Below are 23375 nucleotides of genomic sequence, written 5' to 3' on the forward strand. Positions count from 1 at the left end.
CGGTCAGGAGTTCTCCACGTGACGATCGAGCACGGAAGCGCCGAAACCGGCGTCGACGCAGACGAGGGTTACCAGCGCGGGCTCACCGCGCGCACCGTCCAGATGATCGCCATCGGCGGCGCGATCGGCACCGGACTCTTCTACGGGTCGGGCGGAGCAATCGAGAAAGCCGGACCGGCGCTCGTCCTCGCCTATGCACTCGCAGGCCTCGCCATCTTCATCGTGATGCGAGCCCTCGGCGAGTTGCTGATCTACCGTCCGATCTCGGGCGGGATCAGCGAGTACGCCGACGAGTTCCTCGGCCGCTTCGCCGGGTTCAGCCAGGGCTGGACCTACTGGGCCGTGTGGACCACCACGTGCATGGCCGAGATCACCGTCGCCGGCAAGTACATCAACTACTGGTGGCCGGCGGTCCCCGTCTGGCTGACCGCACTGGTCGCGCTCCTCGTCCTGTTCTGCGCGAACCTCATCTCGGTCGGGCTGTTCGGAAAGGCCGAGTTCTGGTTCTCCACGATCAAGGTGACCGCCATCGTCGGCATGATCGTCGTCGGCATCGGCGTGCTGCTCCCGATCTCCGGGTTCGGCCCGGAGACCGGACCGTCGGTCACGAATCTCTGGAACGACGGCGGATTCTTCGCCACCGGCTTCAGCAATGCCCTGCTCAGCCTGCAGATCGTGATGTTCGCCTATGTCGGCGTCGAGCTGGTCGGCGTCACCGCGGGTGAGGCCGAGAATCCGCGGGTCACGCTGCGCAAAGCGATCAACTCGGTGCCCTTCCGCATCGGCATCTTCTACGTCGGCGCCATCATCGTCATCCTGTCCGTGCGCAGCTGGAAGGACTACCAGGAGGGCGAGAGCCCGTTCGTGTCCGTCTTCTCCTACATCGGCATCCCCGGAGCCGCGGGGATCGTGAACTTCATCCTGCTGACCGCTGCCCTGTCATCCTGCAACTCGGGCATCTACTCCACCGGCCGGATGCTGCGGTCGCTGGCGCACACCGGTGACGCCCCGAAGCAGCTGACGAAGCTGTCGAGCCGCAAGGTCCCGGCCGCGGGCATCGCCGTGAGCGCTGCGGTGATGGTCCTCGGCGTGGTGGTCAACGTGCTGGACCCCGAACACGCCTTCGCGTACATCACGGCGGTCTCGACGGTCGGCATCATCGTGATCTGGTCGACGATCCTGCTGTGTCAGATGGCCTTCCGGCGCCGGGTCGCACGAGGCGAATTACCCGCCTCCGACTACCGGGTGCCCGGGGCGCCGGTCACCACCTGGCTTGCACTCGCCTTCCTGGTCATGGTTTTCGTATTGCTCTTCTTCGACGAGGACGGGCGTATCGCGCTCATCGTCGGCGCGGTGTGGTTCACCGGAGTCGGCATCGGTTACCTCGCCTGGACGCGCAACGCCGGGGAGCTGGCCGACCGCGAGGTCTGACGATCCGCCGACGAACGAACCCGGACCAGATGGACGAGCGGCCCCGACGGAGATGTCCGTCGGGGCCGCCCGGGTTCGGGGGCGCCGAATCCGGTCAGAGAAGAGTGACCCTGCCAGAGGTGCCGTCGACCTCGACCATGGCTCCGTCGGTGATCCGCCGGGTGGCTTCGGTGGCCGACACGACGCAGGGGATGCCCAGCTCGCGACTCACGATCGCGGCGTGGGAGAACGGGGCGCCCACGTCGACGACGACCGCAGCGGCGGCGACGAACAGCGGAGTCCACGACGGATCGGTGATCGGTGCGACGAGGATGTCACCCGGCTCCAGGGCCGAGGGATCATCGGGATTCGTGAGAACCCTGGCGCGGCCGCGTGCAGTGCCGCCACAGGCGGGAACGCCGGTGATGGTGTCACCGCTGGATGCGGCAGCGACACTCGACTCCGAACGCAGCGGCCATTCGCTGACCGGGGGCGGGGTGCCGTCCACGACGAACGGCGGTGTGCGATCGAAGAGGTCGAGGTAGACCTTCTCCCGCTCCACGAGGGTTTCCCGGTAGGACTCCGGGTTCTCGAGGAAGTCCGGCAGTTCGTCGGCGAACACCATGAAGATCTGGCGGCTCGAGTCGATCGCGCCCTTGTCCGCGAAGCGACGACCGAGTTCGAGAGCCGGTAGACGGAGCTCGTGGATGAGCATGGCAGCGGTTGTTCGGCCTCGTTCGCGGCCTCGCATCCACAACGCGGACGCATTGAGAACCGCCTCGAACTGCGCGGAGGCTTCCGCGTCGGCGGCCAGGGTCTCGCGGATCGCCGCTGCTGCAGCATCGCGTTGCGCGGCGCGCTCGGCGGACTTCGCCTCCGGTGCTTCGTCATCCGAGACATCGCGCATTCGATCGATGGTTGCAAGGGCCAGGTCCGGGTCGACACCCCAGGTGATGGCTCGGATCTCCCACTCGGCGGGGCCACGGAAATCCCAGTCGGCGAGGAATGTGTCGAGCTCAGCGGTGAACTCCGCGACCGCGGCCGACTCGGAAGCCCTGAGCTTCGCGTAGAGGCCCTTGGTGCCTGCGTCGAACAGAGCCGCGACGTCCGGATGCTGAGCCCGACGGCTGAGATCCCACATACGCAGCGAGGGGCCGGCGGAATCGACGTTGCCGAGTCCCGCGACGAGGGTGAGGGACTGTTCCGGCTTACCGACCGCCTCGGCCAGCTGTGCGATGGCACCGAGCCCGACACCGGACTTCAGGCTCGCCTCGATGTGATGCTTGAAGAGTCGACGCAAGAGGGTCTCGAACGAATTCATCCGCTCGACCAGCTCGGCGTCGGACAGCGTGGTCATGTCCGGCCGATTTCGACGGATCTCGTCGACCTCGTCGCGATCGGCGTCGTAGGCGGCGAGGTCGGTCGCGCCGAGGACCTGCTCGGCGAGCCACGCGTCGGCCTTGGCCTCGTACTCGGGGCTCTGGTCGAAGTCCCGCTTCTCACTCTCGTAGCTCGGGATGCCCGGCATGTCGCCGAAGTACTGCAGGTCGACCGCCTCGGCGCCCATGCCCGGTACCCGCACACCGAACAGGCGCATCAGGGACATGTTGATGTAGAGGTAGCTCCCGAAGGCCGGAAGGATGTTGAAGTCGACCGAGTCGTCGTAGAGGTCGTCGTCCCACACCCCGCACGCGATGAACGCATCGCGCCATCCGGGTTCAAGAGTGTGCTGGAACCCGAGGGAAGCGTTCAGCGGGGTGATCGGGTCGGGGAAGATCTCACCGACGTTGGCGCGGGAGTACAGCGGGAAAATTTTCGAAGTCTCGTTCGAGATCGGCCAGGCAGTCATGTGTCCGGGCGTCCTTCCATTTCGTCTTGAGCCAGCGGCCGAATCCTCGAACCGCTTCCGGCATCGCGCCACCGATTTGTCGGTTAGCGAACGCTGTGTCACATTATTCTGTGACACCACTCACGTTGTCAACCGCCCGTGACTGCCTATTGCCCGTCCAAACACGCGCTTTCGTCCGAACGTCCCATCTCCACTGGACACAGATGTGATGAGTGAGTCACTATTTATGGCAGGCACGCCGGTGATGACAGGCTGCCGAGAGGAGAAGTCTGATGCGAGTGCTGGTCACCAACGACGACGGGTACGACGCCGATGGGTTGATCGCGGTCGCGTCGGCGCTAATCACGGCGGGACACGAGGTGGTCGTCGGCGCACCGAGTTCCGAGCGCAGCGGCAGTGGCAGTTCGTTGGGCACCATCGAGGACGGCGCGCTGATTCCCACGACCGAGCACCGGCTCGCCGAACTCGGTGACACCCCGGTGTTCGCGTTGGACTGTCCGCCGGCATTGACGACAATCGCGTTCTGCTCGGGCGCGTTCGGACCGCCGCCTGAGCTCGTGGTCAGCGGCATCAACGAGGGCCACAACACCGGACGGTCGATCCTGTTCTCGAGCACGGTCGGGGCCGTCCTCGCCGCGCGCGTGGCCGGCGTCGGCGGCATCGCGGTCAGTTCCGGCTTCGCCCCGCATAGCCGCTACGACACCGCCGCGGCGGTGACCGAGCGTATCGTCGGCTGGATCGCCGAATCCAACACCCCGCGAATGACGTTGAACGTCAATGTTCCTGACGTCGACTTCGCCGACCTTCGTGGTATCCGGATGACATCGCTCGCCGCCAGGAGCATGTTCTCCCTTCGACTCTCACGCACCGAGAACGCACTGCTGATCAATCGCGTGCTGCGGGACGCCGGCTTCCGCGAGGGCACCGACAGTGCCGCCGTGGCCGACGGTTTCGTCTCGGTGTCGGCGTTGCGCGGAGTCGACGCGGACAGCGATCCCATTCGCGACGCGGACGCAGCGGTGCGATTGGACGACGCATTGGGTCTGACGCGACTCGCCTGACAGCGCCGAGCAACCTGTACACCGATTGAGCCGCCCGTCACCAGGTGACGGGCGGCTCAATCGATATGGGGCTCAGTCGCTGCTGCCGGACCGAGTTCTCACTCGTCGCCGGCGCCGCGCTCGCGGCCCGACGTCAGCAGCAGGTCCTGGTGCAACTCCATCCAGATGTCGTGGTAGCTGTCGTACATCGGACGGGCGAACGCCGCGGTGTCGCCGTCGCGCACCTTCTGCAGTGCGACCGACAGTCGGGCGCTGTAACGACCCAACCGGGGAATGTCGGTGCCGACCGCATCCAGCGCAGCGGAGACCCGCTCGTGAACCTCATCCAACTCGGCGACGACAGATGCGTCGTAGTCGGGATCGGTGTGATCGTTGGGCGTTTCGTCCGGACGAACCTGCCACGCGGAGCAGATCTTCTTGAAGTCGCCGTTGATCGGTCCGAAGGCTTCGCGGAACGTATCCACTGCCACACGCTCGGAATCACCGAGCACGAACTCCGTGGCCAACCGCTCGTACTCCTCGCGGCCTGCCGGAGTGATCATCGTGCCGGAGATGCGTCCGCCCTCACGGCGCAGGACGAAGCCCGTTTCCCGGAGCGCATCGACCGTCGCGGTCAGTGTGTCGGAGGCCAGACCCGTCAGCGCGGCCAAGGCCTCGTCACTGGCGAGTCCTTTCACCTTGAGGGCGTGCAGCACATCGAATTCGGCGGTTGAGGTCTTCGTCGTCATACTTTCTCTCCTTGAAACGTCGACGGACTGGGCAACTGTTGCGAATCGGGGAACTTCGACGAACCGGGGCCGGCGCCTTCGTCCGCGGTGGCGAAGCGGTCGACCAGTGTGCGCTTGTCGAGCTTGCCGGTGGGTAGGCGGGGTAGGTCGGTGGTGAATTCGACGGATCGGGGCGCCTTGAAGTGCGCCAGGTGCTCGCGCGCGTGGTCGATCAACTCGGCCTCGGTGACCACCGCTCCGGGGCGCACCTCGACGACCGCCTTGACCGACTCGCCGAACTCGGCATCCGGGACACCGACCACCGCCACGTCGGCGACGGCGGGGTGAGCCATCAGGGCCGTCTCGATCTCCTCGGGGTAGATGTTGACCCCGCCCGAGATGATCATGAAGCCACGACGCCCGACGAGATAGAGGAAACCCTCGTCGTCGAGGTACCCGATGTCCCCCATCTGCTTCAGTGCCGGACGGGACGCGTCACCGGAACCGGCGGTGGCCTCGAAGCAGACTGTGCCCTGTTCGCCGGGGTCGACGTCGGCGCCGTCGGCGTCGGTGATGTGCACCCTGGCAGCACCGAGGGGGCGGCCGACCGACCCGGGGTGCGACTGCGCCTCCAGCGGCGAGATGTAGGTGTGGCCGTAGCCTTCGGAAGCTCCGTAGTACTCGTGGAGGATCGGCCCCCACCAGTCGAAGATCGCCGTCTTGACGTGCGGCGGGCACGGGGCACCAGACGTGAAGGCCACCTGGTGACGGGGCGAGAGCGCGATGGACTCCCGATCCGGTAGACGCAGCAGGCGGACGAGCATGGTCGGCACCCACTGTGAGTGGGTGACCCCGTAGTCGACGATCGCCCTCATTGCCCCCGCGGCGTCGAACCTCTCCATACACACCACCGTGCCGCCGGCAGCCAAGGTGATCAGTTGGAACGTGAACGGCGCCGCGTGATAGTTGGGTGCCGGGGAGAGCAGGACAGAGTCGGAACCGACCCCGAGCTTGTCGACCAGCCCGGAGTGTCGGCGCGGCGCCTCGGAGGGATGTATTCCGAGCAGTGGCTGGGCGAACCGTTTCGGGCGCCCGGTGGTCCCGCCGCTGTAGAGCACTCGCGCACCGAGCAACTCGGTTTCCAGCGGGTCGGTGGATTGATCGGCGAGGGCCGTATCCCACTCGACACACCCCTCGGCCGCCCCGTCGGCGCACACGATCACCGGGTGCTCGTCGGTCGTGCCGCCCACCGCGGCGACCACCTGCTCGGCGAGCGCAACGCTGGTGACTATCGCCGCCGGACGGTCCTCACTGATGAGTGCCGCCAACTCGGCAGGCTTGAGGTGCCAGTTCACCGGCGTCACGTAGAGGCCACTGCGCATCCCGGCGGCCACCGCCACCGGCCAGGCCAGGTTGTTCTCCATCACCAACACGACCGAGCCGCCCGGGCCGACGCCCCGCGACTGCCAGAATCGAGCCAGCTGGTTCGATCGTCGATCGAGCTCGGCGTAGGTGATGCGCTCCCCCGACCCCGCCATCACATAGGCGATGGCTTCGGGGCGGTCACGCACGGTCGACGGTGGGTACACGTCACTCCTGATTGCGAATCGCAAGTCGCATTGCTCACCCCCGGCCGATCAGCCGGTTATCGCAGGCAAGCAACCTCGGACTTTTCTATTGTTGTGGTTCACAACACACCATAGACTATGGTTTAGTGAAAGTGCAGTCACAAACCAGAGTCTTTTGGAGACGACATGACAATCGCTGACAACATCGACCTGATGGATCTCAGCCCCTTCGCCGCGGGCGTCGACCACGAGCTGTTCGCACAGCTGCGCGACATGGACCCGCTGCACTGGAACGCCGAACACGATGGCCCGGGATTCTGGTCGGTGACCCGCTACGAGGACATCAAGGCCGTGGCCTCCAACGCCGAAGACTTCACTGTCACGCAGGGTACCCAGATCGCCAGTCGACGCGCCGAAGGAGAGGGGGCGCGCAGCATCCACCACGTCGACCCTCCCGAGCACGGCAAGCTGCGCGGCATCGTCACCCCGCACGTGCGGCCCGTGAAGCTCAAGTCGCTCGAAGGGGACATCGCCGCCGTCATCGACGAACTCCTCGATGCCCACACCGGCACCGGTGACATCGACTTCGTCGCCTCCATCGCCGCGCAGCTCCCCCTGGTGATGATCGGACGCCTCCTCGGCGCACCGCTCGAGGACTGCCCGAACCTGTTGCGCTGGACGAACCAGATGGCCAGCGAGGATCCCGACTACTCCGAGGGACCCGAAACCGCGGTGAAAGCGCGTGACGAGGTCTTCGACTACTTCCGCGGACTGGAGAAGCTCCGCCGCGAATGCCCCGCCGACGATCTGATCAGCGTGCTGACCGCGGCCGAACTCGACGGTGTACCGCTCAGTCGTGGCTACCTCGATGCCTACTACCTGATCCTGATGGTCGCGGGCAACGAGACGACGCGCAATCTGCTGTCGGGCGGGGTCAACGTCCTGTCCGAGAATCCGCAGTGGTGGGACTTCATGCGTGAGAACCCCGCCAAGATCCGGGTGGTCGTCGAGGAGATGGTTCGCTGGGTCTCGCCAGTCCTTTCCATGCGGCGCACCGCAACCCGCGACATCGAGATGCACGGCAAGACCATCCGAGAGGGCGACAAGGTCGTGATGTGGTTCTGCTCGGCAAATCGCGACGAACGCGCCTTCGAGAACCCGGAGACGTTCGTCGGCAACCGCTTCCCCAACGAGCACGTCGGTTTCGGGTGGGGCGCGCATGCCTGCCTCGGCTCGAACCTCGCGCGGATGGAAGCACGGCTGTTCTTCACCCACGTCATCGAGCGCGGACTGGACATCAAGGTGATGGATCAGCCGAATCGGTTGCAGAGCAACTTCTTCCGTGGCATCAAGACGCTCCCGGTCCGGATCGAAGAGACCCGATGAGCACTATCGGCGAGCTGGGGACACCCGCCGGCGTCGGAGCGGGTCCCGCGGCCCTGATCGAGGACCGCGTCATCGCCGATGGCGCACCGATCCCGGTGATCAACCCGTTCACCGACCGCGAGATCGGTACGACCCATGAGGCCGGTACTGCCATCGTCGACGAGGCCGTCGCCGCAGCCGTGGCCGCCTTGCCGTCATGGTCCCGGACCAGCGCGGCGCATCGGGCAACGGTGTTGCGTGCGACCGCGGATCTGATCGATCACCATGGTCACCGGATCGCGGCGACCGTGACCTCCGAAATGGGAATGCCGACCGCTCTGTCCACTGCCAGCCAGCAGGTGTTGCCTGCATCGGTCCTGCGCGCCACCGCAGACGCTGCCGAGCGCTTTCCCTGGGAACAGACCGTGGACGGGGCGATCGTGCGCCGCGTTGCCGGCGGCGTCGTCGCGGCGATCACACCGTGGAACATGCCCGTACATCAGATCATCGCCAAGGTCGCCGCCGCCTTCGCCGCCGGCTGCACCGTGGTGCTCAAGCCCTCCGAGGCGACGCCCTTCGATGCCGCACTGGTCCGTCGGTGCTTCCTCGAAGCCGGGCTTCCCGCAGGCGCATTCGCCATCGTGAACGGTACGGGACCAGAGACCGGGCAGGCGTTGTCGTCACACCCGGACATCACCCACGTGTCGTTCACCGGTAGCGTCCGCGGCGGAAAAGCAGTCGCTGCGGCGGCCGCAGAGTCACTGGCCCGGACCACGCTCGAACTCGGCGGCAAGTCACCCGCCGTCGTGCTGCCCGACGCCGACCTCGACGCCGTCGTCCCGAGGATCCTGGCCTCCGGGCTGGTCAACTCCGGCCAGGCCTGCAACGCGACCACGCGACTCGTGCTCCCCGCCGCGCATGCCGACCGCATCGAGCAGCTGATCGGCGATGCGCTCGCCGAACTCGTGTTCGGCGACCCGACCGCACCCGAGACCACCCATGGTCCGCTGGCATCAGCCGCGCACGCCCGCCGAGTTCTGGACCACATCGATCTCGCCCGGCACAACGGTGGTCGCGTGATCGCCGGTACCGGAGAGCAACTCGGCATAGGCAACTCCCGTTGCTTCGTGGCCCCGATCGTCTTCGGTGATCTCGACCGCTCCGCGTCCGCGGTGCGCGAGGAGATCTTCGGGCCGGTCCTGGTGGTGCAGTATTACCGCGATGTGGCCGAGGCGATCGAGGTGGCCAACGACAGCCAGTACGGCCTGTCCGCTGAGGTGTGGTCCGCCGACCGGGATCACGCGGTCGAGGTCGCGACACACCTCGAGGTCGGCCAGGTCAAGATCAACGGGGTGCGTACCCGCGAACGGCCCACCGTCCCCTTCGGTGGGGTCAAGAACTCCGGCTACGGACGCGAACTCGGCAGTGTGGGTATCGCCGAGTTCACCGAGGTATCGGCGGTGATGGCATGAGCGACGCCTCCAGCATCGCACGTACGGTGGTCATCACCGGCGCCGCGTCGGGAATCGGTCTGGCCCTGGTGAATCGGTTGCTCGACCGAGAGCCGGACACCCGCGTCATCGCGATCGACATAGCCGCCTGCCCGGACGATCGCGCACACTCCCTCCGGTGCGACCTGTCCGACCTGGCGGCCATCGCCGCACTGGATCTACCCGACCACGTCGACGCATTGGCCAACGTCGCCGGCGTGCCGGGCACCGCGCCGGCCGAGACCGTCCTGGCGGTGAACACCCTGGGCCTGCGGGCGCTGACATTCGCTGTGCTCGAACGGATGTCAGGAGGTGCGGTCGTCAACGTGGCCTCGATCGCGGCACACCGGAACACCCTGGGACACGACGATATCGTCGGACTCCTCGAGGTCCGCGACCGCGACGAGCTACGTGAATGGCTGGACCGGACACAGCTCGACGGCCCGGCGGCCTACGACACGTCCAAGCGTGCTGTCGTGGATTGGACCATCGCCTTGTCGGCGTCTCTGCAGGCCCGAGGTATCCGCGCGCTGTCGGTCAGTCCCGGACCCACCGAAACCCCGATCCTCACCGACTTCGAACAGTCCATGGGCGTCGACGCCATTGCACGATCGGCATCGATGGTCGGCCGCCATGGCACCGCCGCGGAATCGGCGTCGGTGATCGACTTCCTGCTCAGCCCTGCTGCAGACTGGGTCAACGGCATCGACGTCCCCGTCGAAGGCGGACTCACCGCGCTGCGTTCAGCAGCCCTCCCCACTCCTCTGTCCCAGCCTCGAGCTCGGGTCGACACCACCGAGTGAAAGGACCACTCTGATGAACACACCCGCTGTCCTGGCACTGGACGGGACCGCTCCGGCCGACCGGGAGTTACTGGGAGGCAAGGCCTACAGCGTCAACCGCATGCGGTCGCTCGGGCTGCCGGTCCCGCCCGCCTTCGCCATCACCACGCCGGTCTGTGCACGGTTCCACGACAACGGAGGCCAACTCCCCGACGAGGTGTGGGACGAGGTCGTCAATCAACTGCACGTCCTCGAACAGCAGACCGGAAAGACCTTCGGTGCCGGACCGTTTCCCCTTCTTGTGTCGGTGCGTTCGGGTGCCGCGCAGAGCATGCCCGGGATGATGGACACCGTCCTCAACCTGGGGCTGACCGAGCAGCTGACCGCCGACCTCGCCGAGGCGACCGGGGACCACGACTGGGCGCGCGACACCTGGGCGCGGTTCTGCGCGGGATACGGCGAGGTCGTTCTCGGTGACGCCGCGTCCGCACCGCCCGTCGATCCGCACGACCAGTTGCGCGAGGCCATCGGCGCGGTGTTCCGCTCGTGGACCAATGAGCGGGTCACTGCGTATCGCCGCCACCACGGACTCGGCGAGGGCGGTGGCACCGCGGTGACCGTGCAGGCCATGGTGTTCGGGAATCGCGACGAGCAGTCCGGTACCGGTGTGATCTTCAGCCGCGACCCGGCCACCGGCGACCCTCAGCTATTCGGCGAATGGCTTTCGCAAGCACAGGGAGAGGACGTGGTCTCCGGAGAACGCACTCCGCAGACGATCGATCAGTTCCAGGTTCACTCCCCGCAGTTGCACCAGGATCTGAGTGCGATCTCGGCCACTCTGGAAGCCGAGCATCGCGATCTGGTCGACATCGAGTTCACCGTCGAGAGCGGCACGCTCTACATGCTGCAATGTCGATCGGGCAAGCGGTCTGCACGTGCGGCGGTGCGCATCGCCGTCGATCTGGTCCGTGAGGGCCTCATCAGCCGTGAGGAGGCCGTCTCGCGCATCAGTGCAGAGCAGGCCGAGGCCCTCGCCCAGCACAACTCGGCCGACGCGGGCGCCGAACTGCTCGCCTCGGGCACGGGCGCAGGACCGGGAGCCGCCGTCGGCGTCGTCTACACGGACACCGACGCCGCCTGCATCGCGGCCGCCGAGGGCGAACGCGTGGTCCTCGTGCGCCCATCGACCTCCCCGGCCGATGTCCCGGCGATGTTCGACTCCGTCGCCGTGGTCACGGAGGTCGGCGGAACCACGTCTCATGCCGCACTGGTGTGCCGCGAGATCGGCGTGCCGTGCGTCGTCGGCTGTGGGATCGGCCTCTCGCAGACCTTGGCGGGACAGACGGTCACCGTCGACGGTTCGACCGGAAAGGTCTACGCAGGCGACGCACTGAACTCCGGGGACACCAGCGACGAGTATCTCGACGAACTGCTGTCGTTCCTCCCCGACACCATGCCGGATGGCCATCCGCTGAAGGCACTACAGGCAGCACGGTCGCTGGAAGGAGCGACCCGATGAGTACCGAGACCGGCCCGGACACACGCGAGCATGACGGGATCAACGCGGCCTATTCGGCGGCCGGACTGCTCGACGAGACAGCGGTCTCGACCAAACGCGCCAACAAGCGCGGTGAACAGACCCGCGACAAGCTGGTGAAGGCGGCCACCGAGTGCTTCACCGAGTACGGATACACCCGCACCCGCATCTCGGACATCACCCACCGCGCCAACGTTTCTCAAGGCAACTTCTACCGCCACTTCGTAGGCCTGGACGACATCTTCCTCGCGGCTCTCCGGCCGTCGCTGCAGGAACTGGCCACCGCCCGGCTGCGGCCCGACCGAACCCACGGTGAGTTGGAATCGCTGATCGAGGTCAACACGACATATCTACAGGCCTACGCCCGTAGCCGCCACATGCTGCGCCTGCTCCGCGAGGCCGCCGCGGCCAGCGAGAATCCGGGATTCAAACAGTTGTGGCTCAACCTTCGTGGCGACTTCGTCAAACGCACCGAACGTTGGCTGGAACGCCTCGTCGCGAGCGGCGCGATTGAAAGCTGTGACACCAACCTGCTCGCGGAGACGCTGGGATGTGCCACCGAACAGATGGCCTACATCCATGTCGGCCTGCCGACCAGCACGCCTCGACGAGAACGACTCGAAGCGCTCGGCACCGCACTCGGCGAACTGTGGTACCGAGCGATTCCCCTCATCTCCAGGACCACCACATGACCCAATCGACCATCTCTCCCGTCGCACGGACCCTCGGCATCGACGTGACCGTCACCGCGGTCATCGACGAGACCCCGGAGGCCCGCACGATCGTGCTAAACTTCCCCGACGGCACCGACTACCGGCCCGGACAGTTCATCACCGTCCGTATTCCCAGTGACCGCACCGGCCTCGTCGCCCGCAGCTACTCCCTGTCCACGGCCCCGAACGTCGACGCTTCCCCGGCGATCACCGTCAAACGAACCCGCGACGGCTACGGGTCGAACTGGTTGTGCGACAACGCCGAACCGGGATTGGTGCTGCATATCCTCCCACCGTCGGGCGTCTTCACGCCACGGTCCTGGGAAGGACCGCTGTACCTCTTCGCGGCCGGCAGCGGGGTGACCCCGGTGATGTCGATACTGCGTTCGGCACTGGCGGAGCACGACACCGACGTGGTGTTGTTCTACGCCAACCGCGACCATGAGTCGACCATCTTCGCGAGCGCGATCGACGAACTGACAGCTCGTCATCCCGCGCAACTGACCGTGAACCACTGGCTCGAGACCGAGCGGGGTCTTCCCACCGCGGATGCGGTCAGCGGGGTCCTCACCGACGCAGTCGGTACGGGCGAAGCATTCATCTGTGGCCCAGCACCTTTCATGGACCTCGTCGAGCACACCCTGCGGGAACACGGCATCCACCACGACCAGGTTCACGTCGAGCGATATGTGTCGTTGACCGGCGATCCGTTCACGCTGGACACTGCCGACCACGAGGGCTCCGGTGCATCGGAGATCACCGTCACCATCGATGGAGACGTCCGAACCGTCCGGTGCGGCACGGACACCGTCCTGCTCGACGCGCTCCTCGCCTCGGATGTCGACGCCCCGTACTCGTGTCGCGAAGGGGACTGCGGGTCGTGTGTGGCACGCCTGACCGCCGGGGAAGTAGACCACGGCAACGGGATCGCACTGGAACCCGAGGACATCGACGACGGCTACCTGCTGACCTGTCAGGCGACCCCGAAGAGCGGCCGCGTCGGGATCGAGTTCGACTGAACTCTCAGACCTGATCCGATCCGGTCATCGGCGCAGCGCCGTCCGGAGCACTCGCGCCCGGGGAACCCTCCGGGCCGGATCTTCTCGTGTAGTTCCTGGAATACATTGAGAATCACCACTTTCCATCGCGCCTGAATGTGGCGCCCCTTCGTGAAAGGACCAGTCGTGCAGACTGAACCCGAGGACAGATCACTGGAAGGCCGCACCCTGATCATGTCAGGCGGCAGCCGAGGCATCGGCGAGGCGATCGCAATCCAGGCGGCCCGTCGAGGAGCCAACATTGCCCTGATCGCGAAAACGACCGAGCCGCACCCGAAGCTGCCCGGCACCATCTACACCGCGGCTGCTGCGATCGAGTCGGCCGGCGGCAAGGCGCTGCCACTTGTCGGTGACATCAGGGACGACGAGTCGGTGGCCGACGCCGTCGCGCGCACGGTCGAACAATTCGGTGGCATCGACATCGTCGTGAACAACGCCAGCGCGCTCGATCTGACACCGACTGCAGATATCAGCATGAAGAAGTACGACCTCATGCAAGACATCAACGCGCGCGGCGCCTTTCTCCTGACGAAGACCGCCATCCCGCATCTACGGCGATCGGCCAACCCGCACGTCCTGACCCTGTCGCCGCCGCTCAACCTCGAACCGAAATGGTTCGCGGACATAGGGACTGCGTACACGATCTCGAAATTCTCGATGTCCCTCGTAACCATCGGACTTGCCGCCGAGCTCGCCGGCGACGGTATCGCCGTGAATTCCCTGTGGCCGCGAACGACCATCAACACGGCAGCGGTTCGCAACATCTTGAGTGAGGAACTCGTCGCGCGTAGCCGAACGCCGGACATCATGGCCGATGCAGCGATCAGCATCATCACCAAGCCCTCCGACCTCGTCACCGGACAGTGCTTCATCGATGACGAGGTCCTGGCCGGTGACGGTGTGACCGATTTCTCGGGCTATCGAGTCGTACCGGGCGACGTGGAGCTGGAACTGGACTTCTGGATGGAGTGGGCATGAGTTCGGTCATCTTCGGAGTGGACGAACGAGGTGTTGCGTCCATCGAACTCAACCGGCCATCCGCGGGCAATGCACTCGATCTCGAGGTCGCCGACGGCCTCGCCCAGGCGATCACGTCGATCCGCGAGAATGCCGACGTACGGGTCATCCGTCTGTCTTCGACCGGAAAGATCTTCTGCGCGGGCGGCGACGTACGGGCAATGGCGGCGGCGTCGGACCGCCCGCGGTTCCTCGCCGACCTCGCGGGGTCCATACACCGTTCACTCATCGCACTCGACGAGCTGCCCGTCCCGATAGTCGCCGCAATCCAGGGACCGGTTGCGGGCGCCGGGCTCGGCCTTCTACTTGCAGCCGACTACGTGGCCGCCACTCCCGCCAGCTCTTACGTAGCTGCGTACTCGACGATCGGGTTGTCACCGGATTGCGGGGTGTCGATCGGCCTCCCCCGCGTGATCGGCATGCGGCGGGCGCTTCAGATGCTCGTTCTCAACGAACGTATCGATGCGTCGACCGCACTCGCGTGGGGCCTCGTGGATACGGTCGTGGAGCTGGACGAACTCGCCTCCGACGTCGACGGTGTTGTGTCCCTGCTTCTCGATCGGCAGACGTCGGCTGTCGGCCAGGCACGGAGGCTCGTTCGAGCGTCCTACCAGCGGGATTTTGCCGAGCACCTCGACGATGAAGCCCTGACCATCACCCGTCTGGGCGGTACCGAAGAAGTGGGCGCCTTGCTCTCTTCCCGTTCGAAGTGACCGCCTGGAAGCGGTCCTGTCCGGGCTGGTGACCGGCCGCGCTTCCGGCTGATCGTCGGCTCACCGCGTCGTCGACGTCGCAGACTGCGCGGTCGACGTACTGGACACGTTCAGCCTCGACAGCCGTCGACGTCTTCGATGCCGCGATACTGCCACAGGTCCGACCCACGCACGGAGGTTGCGGCGATCTTGATGATCGCGTTGGTGGGCTGCTGGATCGTCGGGTTCTCTCGTTCGTCCATCCGGATCTTCCCAGGGTCGTCCATGATCACGCCGAGCAGTTTCTTCCACTTCAGCCCGCCGTCCGCGGCGGGGCGGTCCGTACTCATCGACGCAGGCGACTTCGTCAGGGCGGGTTCCCGACGACTTGGGAGCGAAACCCGCTGACCCGTCGGCGATCAGCCCTTGCCGTCGCCCTCGTGGGTGTTTATTGTTTGTCATACAAACATTGACTTCGACCAGGCAGGATCGTGTGGCGACCTCCGGACGCGCTAGCCGGGAAGCGGGCAAGGCGACCCGCCAGACCCTGCTGCGTGCCGCTGCCGAGGTCTTCGCCGAACAGGGGGAGACGGCATCGGTCTCCCGGATCTGTCAGCGAGCCGACGCCTACCCGAACCAGGTGACGTACTACTTCGGTTCCAAGGAGCAGCTGTTCGTCGAGGTCGCCTGCGTCGGCGTGCTGCGCGCCGGGCGTCGAGCCGAGGAAGCCGCCGCCGGAACGACGACCGTTCGCGACTACACCAACACGCTCGTCGGCACCTTGCTCGGCCCCTGCGCGCGGGACGTCGAATTGTTCACCACCGCCATGCTGCTGACGTCGCGTCGGACCGACTTGCGCGAGCACATCACCGACACGCTGCGCACGCTCCACGAACGCGGCGAACAGGCCCTGATGTCGACGCTCGTGCGCACCGGTTGGAAGCTGCGCGCGGGGATCGACGTCGAGGCGAAGGCGTTCTGGTCCGCGATCTTCGGTCTCGCAGTCCAGAAGGCCGCCACCGGAGCCGATTTCGGCTATCGGCTCGAGGACGCGGTCGCGGTGATCTTCACGAACCTGCAGATCCCGGACCGGGTTCTGGACCGCCCACTCGTACCCACGTCCCAGGAGGCATGATGTCCCAGTCCGCAACGCACATCCATCCGCAGCCGCACCTCACCCACGAGGTGTTCAACCAGTCCGCACCGCGGGTAGACGTGAACGAATACGAACTCGACACCGTCCTGACCGAGGCGGTCGCCCGCCACGACGGCGCCTGGGGCGACGCCGAGCTCCGCGAGATCGGTGCGCTCGTCGGCAGCGAATCCTTCAAGCACGACGCCCATCTCGCCAACACCGTCACCCCCGTACTGCGGACGTTCGATCGCTGGGGCCACCGCATCGACGAGGTCGAGTACCACCCGGCATATCACCGGATCATCTCCGCCTCCATCGCGCACGGTGCCCATACCCGCTGCTGGGCCGACCCGCAGCCCGGGTCGCACGTCGTCCGCGCGGCGGCCTTCATGTTGTTCGGCCAGATCGAACCGGGCCACGCCTGTCCGGTGTCGATGACCCATGCGGTCATCCCCTCGCTCGAACTCCAGCCCGACGTCGCCGCGAGCTGGGTGCCGAAGGCATTGTCCCGCAGCTACTCCCCCGATCTGAGTGCCACCAAGGAGTCGGCGATATTCGGTATGTCGATGACGGAGAAGCAAGGCGGCTCCGACGTCCGCGCCAACACGACGGTCGCCGTCCCCGCCGGGACCGGCGGACCGGGCGCCGAGTACCTCCTCACCGGGCACAAGTGGTTCTGTTCGGCGCCGATGTCCGACGCATTCCTCGTCCTCGCCCAAGCGCAAGGCGCAGGCGGCGAAGGACTTTCGTGCTTCCTTCTCCCACGGATCCTGCCCGACGGGACCCGCAACGTCTTCCGCATCCAGCGCCTCAAGGACAAGCTCGGCAACAAGTCCAACGCCTCGAGCGAGATCGAACTCGACGGCACCGTCGCCGTGATGGTCGGCGAACCGGGACGCGGCGTGCGCACGATCATCGAGATGGTCGCGCAGACGCGGCTCGACTGCGTCCTCGGTTCGGCGGCCGGCATGCGGCAGGCGGTCGCCGAGGCCGTGTGGCACGCCCGCCACCGCGCCGCCTTCGGCGCGACGCTGGCCGACCAGCCGGCGATGACCGCCGTATTGGCCGATCTCGCACTGGAATCGGAGGCCGCGACCACCACCGCGATCCGGCTGGCACGCGCCCACGACGAGGATGCCGATCCCCAGGAACGGGCCTTCCGCCGGCTCGCGACCGCCGTCGCCAAGTACTGGATCTGCAAGCGCGGACCCCACCACGCCTACGAGGCGCTGGAATGCCTGGGCGGCAACGGATACACCGAGGACTTCCCGCTCGCCATGCGCTACCGCGAACAGCCGGTGATGGCCGTGTGGGAAGGCTCCGGAAACGTCATCGCCCTCGACGTCCTGCGCGCGATGACCCGCGAACCGGAGTCGGTGGCCGCCTTCGATGCCGAGGTGTCACTCGCCCGCGGCGCCGACCGCACTCTCGACACCCACCTGGACCGGCTCCGCGACCAGCTCGGCGAACTGTCGCGCCTCGGCCCGGCCGACGCCCAGCGCAGGGCCCGGTCGACCGTCGAGGCGATGGCCCTGGCGCTCGAGGCGTCACTGCTGGTGCGGCACAGTCCGTCCGCCGTCGCCGACGCCTTCATCGCCAGCCGGCTGGGTCCCGACCGCAGCTTCGAGTACGGCGCGCTTGCCGACGGTGCCGACCTCGCCGCGATCCTGGAGCGTCACTGAGGTCCACACCCTTCCGCTCTCACACAACACCTTCCGCCGCGGCCAGGATCTGTCGGCGTAGCGTCGACGCGGTGTTGGGCAGCCACATCGCCCGGACGGGGGCGAGCGGCGGATCGGTGAATTCGATGATGCGGATGGAGTTCGCATAGATCCAGCCGGGTTCGTTGGTGACGAACGCGCAGGCTTTCGGGTGTGCGATCACCGCGGTGTGCGGTGGCGTACCCAGGAGCGTCGACAGGATGATCCGCGGTTCGAATCCCGCACGCCGACACAGTCCGACGAGGATGTCGGTGTACTCGTATTCGTGCTCGGGGCCCCACACGACGATCTCGTAGTCGGCGAGGTCGGCCATGTCGACGTGAGCGTGCGCGGCGAGCGGGTGATCACTGCGCACCGCGAGCCGGAGTTCGTGCTGGGTCGCGATCGTCGTCGCCATGTCCGGGGGCGCCGCCACACCGCGGCCCAGTGCCAGATCGATCGAGCCCGACAGCAACTCGTCTCGCATGAAGTCGGCGAACACCGGGCGCACCGTGATCGGTATCGAGGGGTCGGCGAGGACGACGGGTTCGATGATGCGGAACACCTCCGACGACGCGAGGTCTGGTGCGTGGCCGATGACGAACGGTGCCGGCGACCCGGAATTGACGCGCCTGACCTGGGTGGCGAGCTGTTCGCCACCGGCCAGCAGCGGCACCGCGCCGCGGTAGAGCGCCTCCCCGGCCGGCGTCGGCGTCAGGCTGCGGCGCGACCGGGAGAACAGCTCGACACCCAACTGCCGCTCGAGTTCACGAATCGCCGACGACAACGCCTGCTGGCTGATGAACAGGGTGTCGGCCGCGACGCGAAGGCTCGGAGCTTCCATGACGACGACAAACATTCGGAGTCGACGCAAGTCGATATCGCGGAGTCCGGCGTCCCCAGAACCATTCATCAACCTTCTCCTGTCAGTTATCCAGATTGATGTGATTGTAGGTTGACCTTTGACCCAATATGCTCATTTCTGCATGGCGTCGTATTCAGATGTCAGTCGCGTTTGGGCTACCTGCTGAGGTCCCCCCGCGGAGGGGACGGGAGGACCTCGGCAGGTGCTTCCCACTCATATCTTCCTGCTTTCGCTTCTGCGACCGGGCTTCGGCGAATATTTCTCGCGCTGATGAAGTATCGTTAACGCCCCTCTAGACTTCGCATTGTTCGCCACACCCTCATTTCCGGAGCTCGATCAGGTGGAAGAAACGGTCGGCCGTTCGCCGAGATCCAGACCGTTGAGCGGGCTCGGTGGCGACTCGCTCACCGCTGAGATCGCACGAGGCGGGCAGCTCTACGACGAAACGCATCACGTCCTTCGGCAATTACGACTGCGCGAACGTCATATCCGCTACACCATCGCCGGGCTGGTACTGATCTTCGGCGTCGTGGGGGCACTCGGGCTCTTCACACCGAGTGGTTCGCAGGGGTCGGTATGGCGGTCACTGATCCTCGGCACCGCTGCCGCCACCACCGTTCCCACCGCGATGGCGGTGAGCCGAGTTCATCTGGGCGAGATGTGGTGGACCAAGAAATCACACGTCCGAGGATTCAACAACGTATTCGTCGCCTACGCGGACATCGGAGTGGCGGTGTGTCTGTTCGCCATCGCCGACCCACGTCTCGCGTTGTACTTCTCGGCGCTGTTCGCCGTGGTGGGTTCGTACAGCGCACATTTCGTGCGGGCACGCGTCGTGTATCTCCACATGGCTTTTTCGAGCGCGGTGACATGCACTCTCGGCATTCTCGCGTGGCACGACGGCGTTCCGCCGGTCACCGCGTTCTCCGCGACGCTCGCGCTGCTCGTCGCCGTGAACGGGACCGTCACCCTCCACCACGGTTACACCTCCGATCTCCAGCGGACCCTGAAACATCAGCTGCGGATGGCCAACACCGATCCGCTCACCGGATTGCTGAATCGCCGCGGATTCATCCTGGCGACGTCCACGCTGTTGCGCCGGGGGCAAGGGGATCGGTTCGCACTCCTCATCGCCGACGTCGACCGCTTCAAACGGATCAACGACGACCACGGCCACGGCGTGGGTGATCTCGTACTGCAGCAGGTCGCCGAGATCCTCCAGGGAGCAGTGGACGAGCCGGCGGTCGTCGCCCGGCTCGGTGGGGACGAGTTCGCGATCGCGATGCGGCTCGACGAAGCCGCGGCGCGTGCCGTCGCCGAAGACATCCGGGCTCAACCGATCGATACCGAGGACGGCGAGTGGGCGACCGTGAGTCTGGGTATCGCGGTGGGTCCGCTGGACCGCGACCAGATGTCCGACGTGGATGCAACCGCACGGATTCGACGCGACCTCGCCCTCGCCGACGATGCCCTGTTCTCGGCCAAGGCGAAGCGCCGCGGCAGCTATGCCGTCGTGCTGACCACGTCTACAGGATCACGCCCGGATTGAGGAGCCCCTCCGGGTCGAGGGCGTTCTTGATGAGCGCGGTCAGCTCCATCACGTCCGGTCCCACCTGGTCGGGCAGCCAGCCCTTCTTGAGGCGCCCCACGCCGTGCTCGCCGGTGATGGTGCCACCGAGTTCGATGGCGAGGTCCATGATCTGACCGAACGCGGTCTGCGCACGGCCGGCCTCGGCGGCGTCGGTCGGGTCGAAGACGATCAACGGGTGGGTGTTCCCGTCGCCGGCGTGCGCGATCACCGAGATCATCACCTGATTGTCCGCGGCGATCTTGGCGACGCCGTCGATGAGATCGGGCAACGACGGCAACGGCACGCCGACGTCCTCGAGGAGCAGCGACCCGAGCTTCTCCACGGCCGGGATGGCCGCGCGCCGGGCGGCGGTGAACGCCTCCCCCTCGGTGGGATCGTCGGTGGCGAAGACCTCACCGGCGCCGTTCGTCTCGAAGGCGTTCCGGATGAGTTCGACCTCCTGGGCGCCGGCCGCCCCGGGTGCGTCGGACTGGGCGACGAGCAGCGCGCCGGCGTCGCGGTCGAGCCCCATGCGCAGCATGTCCTCGACCGCGTTGATGGCCACCGAATCCATGAATTCGAGCATCGCCGGACGGATCTCGCCGGTGACGGCGAGGACGGCACGGCTCGCGTCGTGGACCGAGTCGAAGATCCCGACGACCGTGCTCGCCGGCCCCTGGGGTGGCAGCAGCCGCAGGGTCACCTCGGTGATGATCCCGAGGAGTCCCTCGCTGCCGACGAAGAGTTTGGTCAGCGGGAGGCCTGCCGAGTCCTTGAGCTGTTTGCCGCCCACTCGCACCGCGCGGCCGTCGGCCAGCACCACCTGCAGGCCCAGGACGTAGTCGGTGGTCACCCCGTACTTCACGCAGCACAGTCCGCCGGCGTTGGTGGCGACGTTGCCGCCGATCGAGCAGATCTCGAACGACGACGGGTCCGGCGGGTACCAGAGACCCTCGGCCGCCGCCGCGGCCTTGACCTCCGAGTTGAACAGCCCGGGCTGCACGACGGCGGTCCGCGTCGCCGGGTCCACCGCGATCTCGCGCATCTTCTCGGTGGAGAGCATGATGGCGCCGTCCACCGCGGTCGAGCCACCCGAGAGGCTGGTGCCGGCACCCCTCGTGATGATCGGCACCCGGTTCTCGTGACACCAGCGAACCGTCGTCTGAACGTCTTCGGTCGAGGTCGGGCGGACGAGTGCGAGCGGGGTGCCCGCGGTCGGGTCCAGGGCACGGTCCTGGCGATACCCGGCAAGGATGTCGGGGTCGGTGATCACCATCCCATCGGGCAGCGCGGCGGCCAACGAACTCGTATCGGCACTCATACGTTCAGCGTATTCTTCGCCGCCCGGACCGCGGTTTCACTTTGACACACCGGCCGGTCGTCGCCGGGAAGGCGTATCAATGAGATCGTGAACGACTTCAACACCACCATCATCAACGAGTTCCGCACCAACAACGGACATGTCGAGACCGCAGGGTTCGGGAAGAACCTCGTCCTGCTGCACACCGTCGGCGCCAAATCCGGTGAGCCGCGGATCAGCCCGCTGTTCGGTCTCGCCGACGACGGCTCCTGGCTGGTCATCGGGTCCTTCGCGGGTTCCCCGACGACGCCGGCGTGGGTGCACAACCTGAGGGCCCACCCCGACTCGGTTGCCGTCGAGGCCCCCGCCGTCGACGGCATCGAGCGTCACGACACGCAGGTCACCGAGATCACCGACGACGACTGGGATGAGGCCTGGGCGAAGTTCACCTCGTTCACCGATCAGTTCGTCAAGTACACCGAGACCGCACAGGGCCGAAGGTTCCCGATCTTCCGCCTGACGCCGACGGCCTGACCGCGAGCCCGGGTCCCGACACCCCGATCGTCGCACCGCTCCGACCGGTCGTCGTCGCCTTACGCTGACAAGGTGTTCGAGGTTGGCGAATGCGTGGCCGGCTTCACCATCGACGAGTTCCTCGGCGGGGGTGCGAGTGCCGACGTCTTCCGTGCCCATCGCGACGACGGCAACGGGCCCGTCGCGCTCAAGGTGCTGCACCCGAACGCCTCCGACCACGGCCGGGTCCGCGAACGGTTCGAGCGGGAGTTCGGGATCGCCTCGCTGCTCGACCACCCGCACATCGTGCGGATTCGCGCGCACGGCGAGATCGCCGCGCCGCCCGGGTCTCTCGGCCCCCACCACCTACCGTCGATGTGGCTGGCGATGCAGTACGCGCCCGGCCCGTCAGCCACTGCACTCATCCCCGGTCGCACCGACGAACCCCACGTCGACACGATCCTTCGGGTCGCCGCACAGATCGCCGATGCCCTCGACTACGCCCACCGCCAGGAGATCCTCCACCGCGACGTCAAACCAGCCAACATCCTGCTGTCCCGACCGGTCAGCCCCGACGGCGACACCCCCACACCGGTCGACGCCTATCTCTCCGATTTCGGGATCGCCCAGTTCCTCGACGACACGAGGCCGCTCGCCCGGAACGGGCGGGTGCAGGGTTCCATCGGGTACGCCTCACCGGAACTGCTTCAGGCACAACGTCTCTCGCCGGCCAGCGACAACTACTCCTTCGCGTGCAGCCTCGTCGAGATGTTCACCGGCGAACCGCCGTACCCTCGACACACGTCGTTCGCGATCACCTACGCACACATCAACGACGAGCCGCCACGCCTCACCCGACGCCGGCCGTGGCTGCCGTCGGCGATGAACTCCATCTTCGCCAAGGCGCTCGCCAAGGCGCCGCAGGACCGCTATCCGACGTGTACCGAACTGGTCGACATACTGGTCCGCCTCATGCGCGACGTGCCCGTGCCCGAACCGACCCGCTCACGAAGGTGGGGGCGTCCGCGTAATCCGTGACGGGA

21 protein-coding genes are annotated in these 23375 nt (G+C 66.5%); 15 read left to right on the top strand and 6 right to left on the bottom strand.

The annotated features are described in order from the left end of the window. The first annotated feature begins 18 nt into the window (after positions 1–18). The gene (locus IHQ52_RS00705) at positions 19–1431 is read left to right on the top strand and encodes an amino acid permease (protein WP_024499645.1); all 1413 of its coding nucleotides are present in this window, start codon (positions 19–21) and stop codon (positions 1429–1431) included. Between the two features lie 94 nt (positions 1432–1525). Here IHQ52_RS00705 and IHQ52_RS00710 read toward each other — a convergent pair whose 3' ends face one another. Continuing rightward, complete coding sequence (locus IHQ52_RS00710; protein WP_024499644.1) at positions 1526–3259, bottom strand: PEP-utilizing enzyme; 1734 nt, start codon at positions 3257–3259, stop codon at positions 1526–1528. 272 nt (positions 3260–3531) lie between these two features. Here IHQ52_RS00710 and surE point away from each other — a divergent pair, with 272 nt between their 5' ends. Then, complete coding sequence (gene surE, locus IHQ52_RS00715; protein WP_024499643.1) at positions 3532–4320, top strand: 5'/3'-nucleotidase SurE; 789 nt, start codon at positions 3532–3534, stop codon at positions 4318–4320. Positions 4321–4418: 98 nt separating this feature from the next. Here surE and IHQ52_RS00720 read toward each other — a convergent pair whose 3' ends face one another. Both IHQ52_RS00720 and IHQ52_RS00725 read right to left on the bottom strand, forming a co-directional pair. Beyond that, positions 4419–5048, bottom strand: a complete 630-nt coding sequence (locus IHQ52_RS00720) for a MarR family winged helix-turn-helix transcriptional regulator (protein WP_024499642.1) — start codon at positions 5046–5048, stop codon at positions 4419–4421. Then, positions 5045–6616, bottom strand: a complete 1572-nt coding sequence (locus IHQ52_RS00725) for an AMP-binding protein (protein ID WP_024499641.1) — start codon at positions 6614–6616, stop codon at positions 5045–5047. Before IHQ52_RS00725 ends, IHQ52_RS00720 begins: the two co-directional genes overlap by 4 nt. A 165-nt stretch (positions 6617–6781) precedes the next feature. Here IHQ52_RS00725 and IHQ52_RS00730 point away from each other — a divergent pair, with 165 nt between their 5' ends. The 8 genes from IHQ52_RS00730 to IHQ52_RS00765 all read left to right on the top strand — a co-directional run bounded on the left by IHQ52_RS00730 (position 6782) and on the right by IHQ52_RS00765 (position 15270). Next, on the top strand, positions 6782–7981 hold the full coding sequence (locus IHQ52_RS00730; protein WP_024499640.1) for a cytochrome P450: 1200 nt from the start codon (positions 6782–6784) through the stop codon (positions 7979–7981). Beyond that, the gene (locus IHQ52_RS00735; RefSeq protein WP_024499639.1) at positions 7978–9432 is read left to right on the top strand and encodes an aldehyde dehydrogenase family protein; all 1455 of its coding nucleotides are present in this window, start codon (positions 7978–7980) and stop codon (positions 9430–9432) included. The genes IHQ52_RS00730 and IHQ52_RS00735 overlap by 4 nt, the downstream gene beginning before the upstream one ends. Next, positions 9429–10253: an SDR family oxidoreductase gene (locus IHQ52_RS00740; protein WP_024499638.1), complete on the top strand. Its 825-nt coding sequence runs from the start codon at positions 9429–9431 to the stop codon at positions 10251–10253. The genes IHQ52_RS00735 and IHQ52_RS00740 overlap by 4 nt, the downstream gene beginning before the upstream one ends. A 13-nt stretch (positions 10254–10266) precedes the next feature. Further along, on the top strand, positions 10267–11751 hold the full coding sequence (locus IHQ52_RS00745; RefSeq protein WP_024499637.1) for a pyruvate, phosphate dikinase: 1485 nt from the start codon (positions 10267–10269) through the stop codon (positions 11749–11751). Continuing rightward, a complete protein-coding gene (locus IHQ52_RS00750) occupies positions 11748–12461 on the top strand; it encodes a TetR/AcrR family transcriptional regulator (protein WP_024499636.1) in 714 nt (237 codons plus the stop codon). Before IHQ52_RS00745 ends, IHQ52_RS00750 begins: the two co-directional genes overlap by 4 nt. Next, the gene (locus IHQ52_RS00755; RefSeq protein ID WP_024499635.1) at positions 12458–13501 is read left to right on the top strand and encodes a ferredoxin--NADP reductase; all 1044 of its coding nucleotides are present in this window, start codon (positions 12458–12460) and stop codon (positions 13499–13501) included. The genes IHQ52_RS00750 and IHQ52_RS00755 overlap by 4 nt, the downstream gene beginning before the upstream one ends. A gap of 135 nt (positions 13502–13636) precedes the next feature. Further along, positions 13637–14518, top strand: coding sequence for an SDR family oxidoreductase (locus IHQ52_RS00760; protein WP_051349652.1), 882 nt, complete (start codon positions 13637–13639; stop codon positions 14516–14518). Beyond that, the gene (locus IHQ52_RS00765; RefSeq protein ID WP_024499633.1) at positions 14515–15270 is read left to right on the top strand and encodes an enoyl-CoA hydratase/isomerase family protein; all 756 of its coding nucleotides are present in this window, start codon (positions 14515–14517) and stop codon (positions 15268–15270) included. The genes IHQ52_RS00760 and IHQ52_RS00765 overlap by 4 nt, the downstream gene beginning before the upstream one ends. Before the next feature lie 110 nt (positions 15271–15380). On the opposite strand, the gene IHQ52_RS00770 is transcribed toward IHQ52_RS00765, so the two are convergent. Next, positions 15381–15599: a hypothetical protein gene (locus IHQ52_RS00770; protein ID WP_024499632.1), complete on the bottom strand. Its 219-nt coding sequence runs from the start codon at positions 15597–15599 to the stop codon at positions 15381–15383. Between the two features lie 143 nt (positions 15600–15742). Between IHQ52_RS00770 and IHQ52_RS00775 the strand changes: the two genes are divergently transcribed. Together IHQ52_RS00775 and IHQ52_RS00780 are read left to right on the top strand one after the other, a co-directional pair. Continuing rightward, positions 15743–16384, top strand: a complete 642-nt coding sequence (locus IHQ52_RS00775; RefSeq protein WP_024499631.1) for a TetR/AcrR family transcriptional regulator C-terminal domain-containing protein — start codon at positions 15743–15745, stop codon at positions 16382–16384. Next, on the top strand, positions 16384–18066 hold the full coding sequence (locus IHQ52_RS00780) for an acyl-CoA dehydrogenase family protein (protein WP_024499630.1): 1683 nt from the start codon (positions 16384–16386) through the stop codon (positions 18064–18066). The genes IHQ52_RS00775 and IHQ52_RS00780 overlap by 1 nt, the downstream gene beginning before the upstream one ends. Positions 18067–18085: 19 nt before the next feature. Here IHQ52_RS00780 and IHQ52_RS00785 read toward each other — a convergent pair whose 3' ends face one another. Then, entirely contained in the window at positions 18086–18997 is a 912-nt protein-coding gene (locus IHQ52_RS00785; RefSeq protein ID WP_024499629.1) for a LysR family transcriptional regulator, read from the bottom strand. Positions 18998–19289: 292 nt separating this feature from the next. On the opposite strand from IHQ52_RS00785, the gene IHQ52_RS00790 reads away from it, so the two are divergent. Continuing rightward, entirely contained in the window at positions 19290–20498 is a 1209-nt protein-coding gene (locus IHQ52_RS00790; RefSeq protein WP_024499628.1) for a GGDEF domain-containing protein, read from the top strand. Here IHQ52_RS00790 and IHQ52_RS00795 read toward each other — a convergent pair. After that, a complete protein-coding gene (locus IHQ52_RS00795) occupies positions 20476–21840 on the bottom strand; it encodes an FAD-binding oxidoreductase (protein WP_024499627.1) in 1365 nt (454 codons plus the stop codon). The genes IHQ52_RS00790 and IHQ52_RS00795 overlap by 23 nt on opposite strands. Positions 21841–21927: 87 nt before the next feature. On the opposite strand from IHQ52_RS00795, the gene IHQ52_RS00800 reads away from it, so the two are divergent. Both IHQ52_RS00800 and IHQ52_RS00805 read left to right on the top strand, forming a co-directional pair. Continuing rightward, positions 21928–22353: a nitroreductase/quinone reductase family protein gene (locus IHQ52_RS00800; RefSeq protein WP_024499626.1), complete on the top strand. Its 426-nt coding sequence runs from the start codon at positions 21928–21930 to the stop codon at positions 22351–22353. A 72-nt stretch (positions 22354–22425) separates the two neighbouring features. Further along, positions 22426–23370 (top strand): serine/threonine-protein kinase, encoded by a 945-nt coding sequence (locus IHQ52_RS00805; protein WP_024499625.1) that lies wholly within the window; start codon positions 22426–22428, stop codon positions 23368–23370. Positions 23371–23375: the final 5 nt, after the last annotated feature.

Source organism: Gordonia amicalis (assembly GCF_022059885.1).
GTDB lineage: Bacteria > Actinomycetota > Actinomycetes > Mycobacteriales > Mycobacteriaceae > Gordonia > Gordonia amicalis.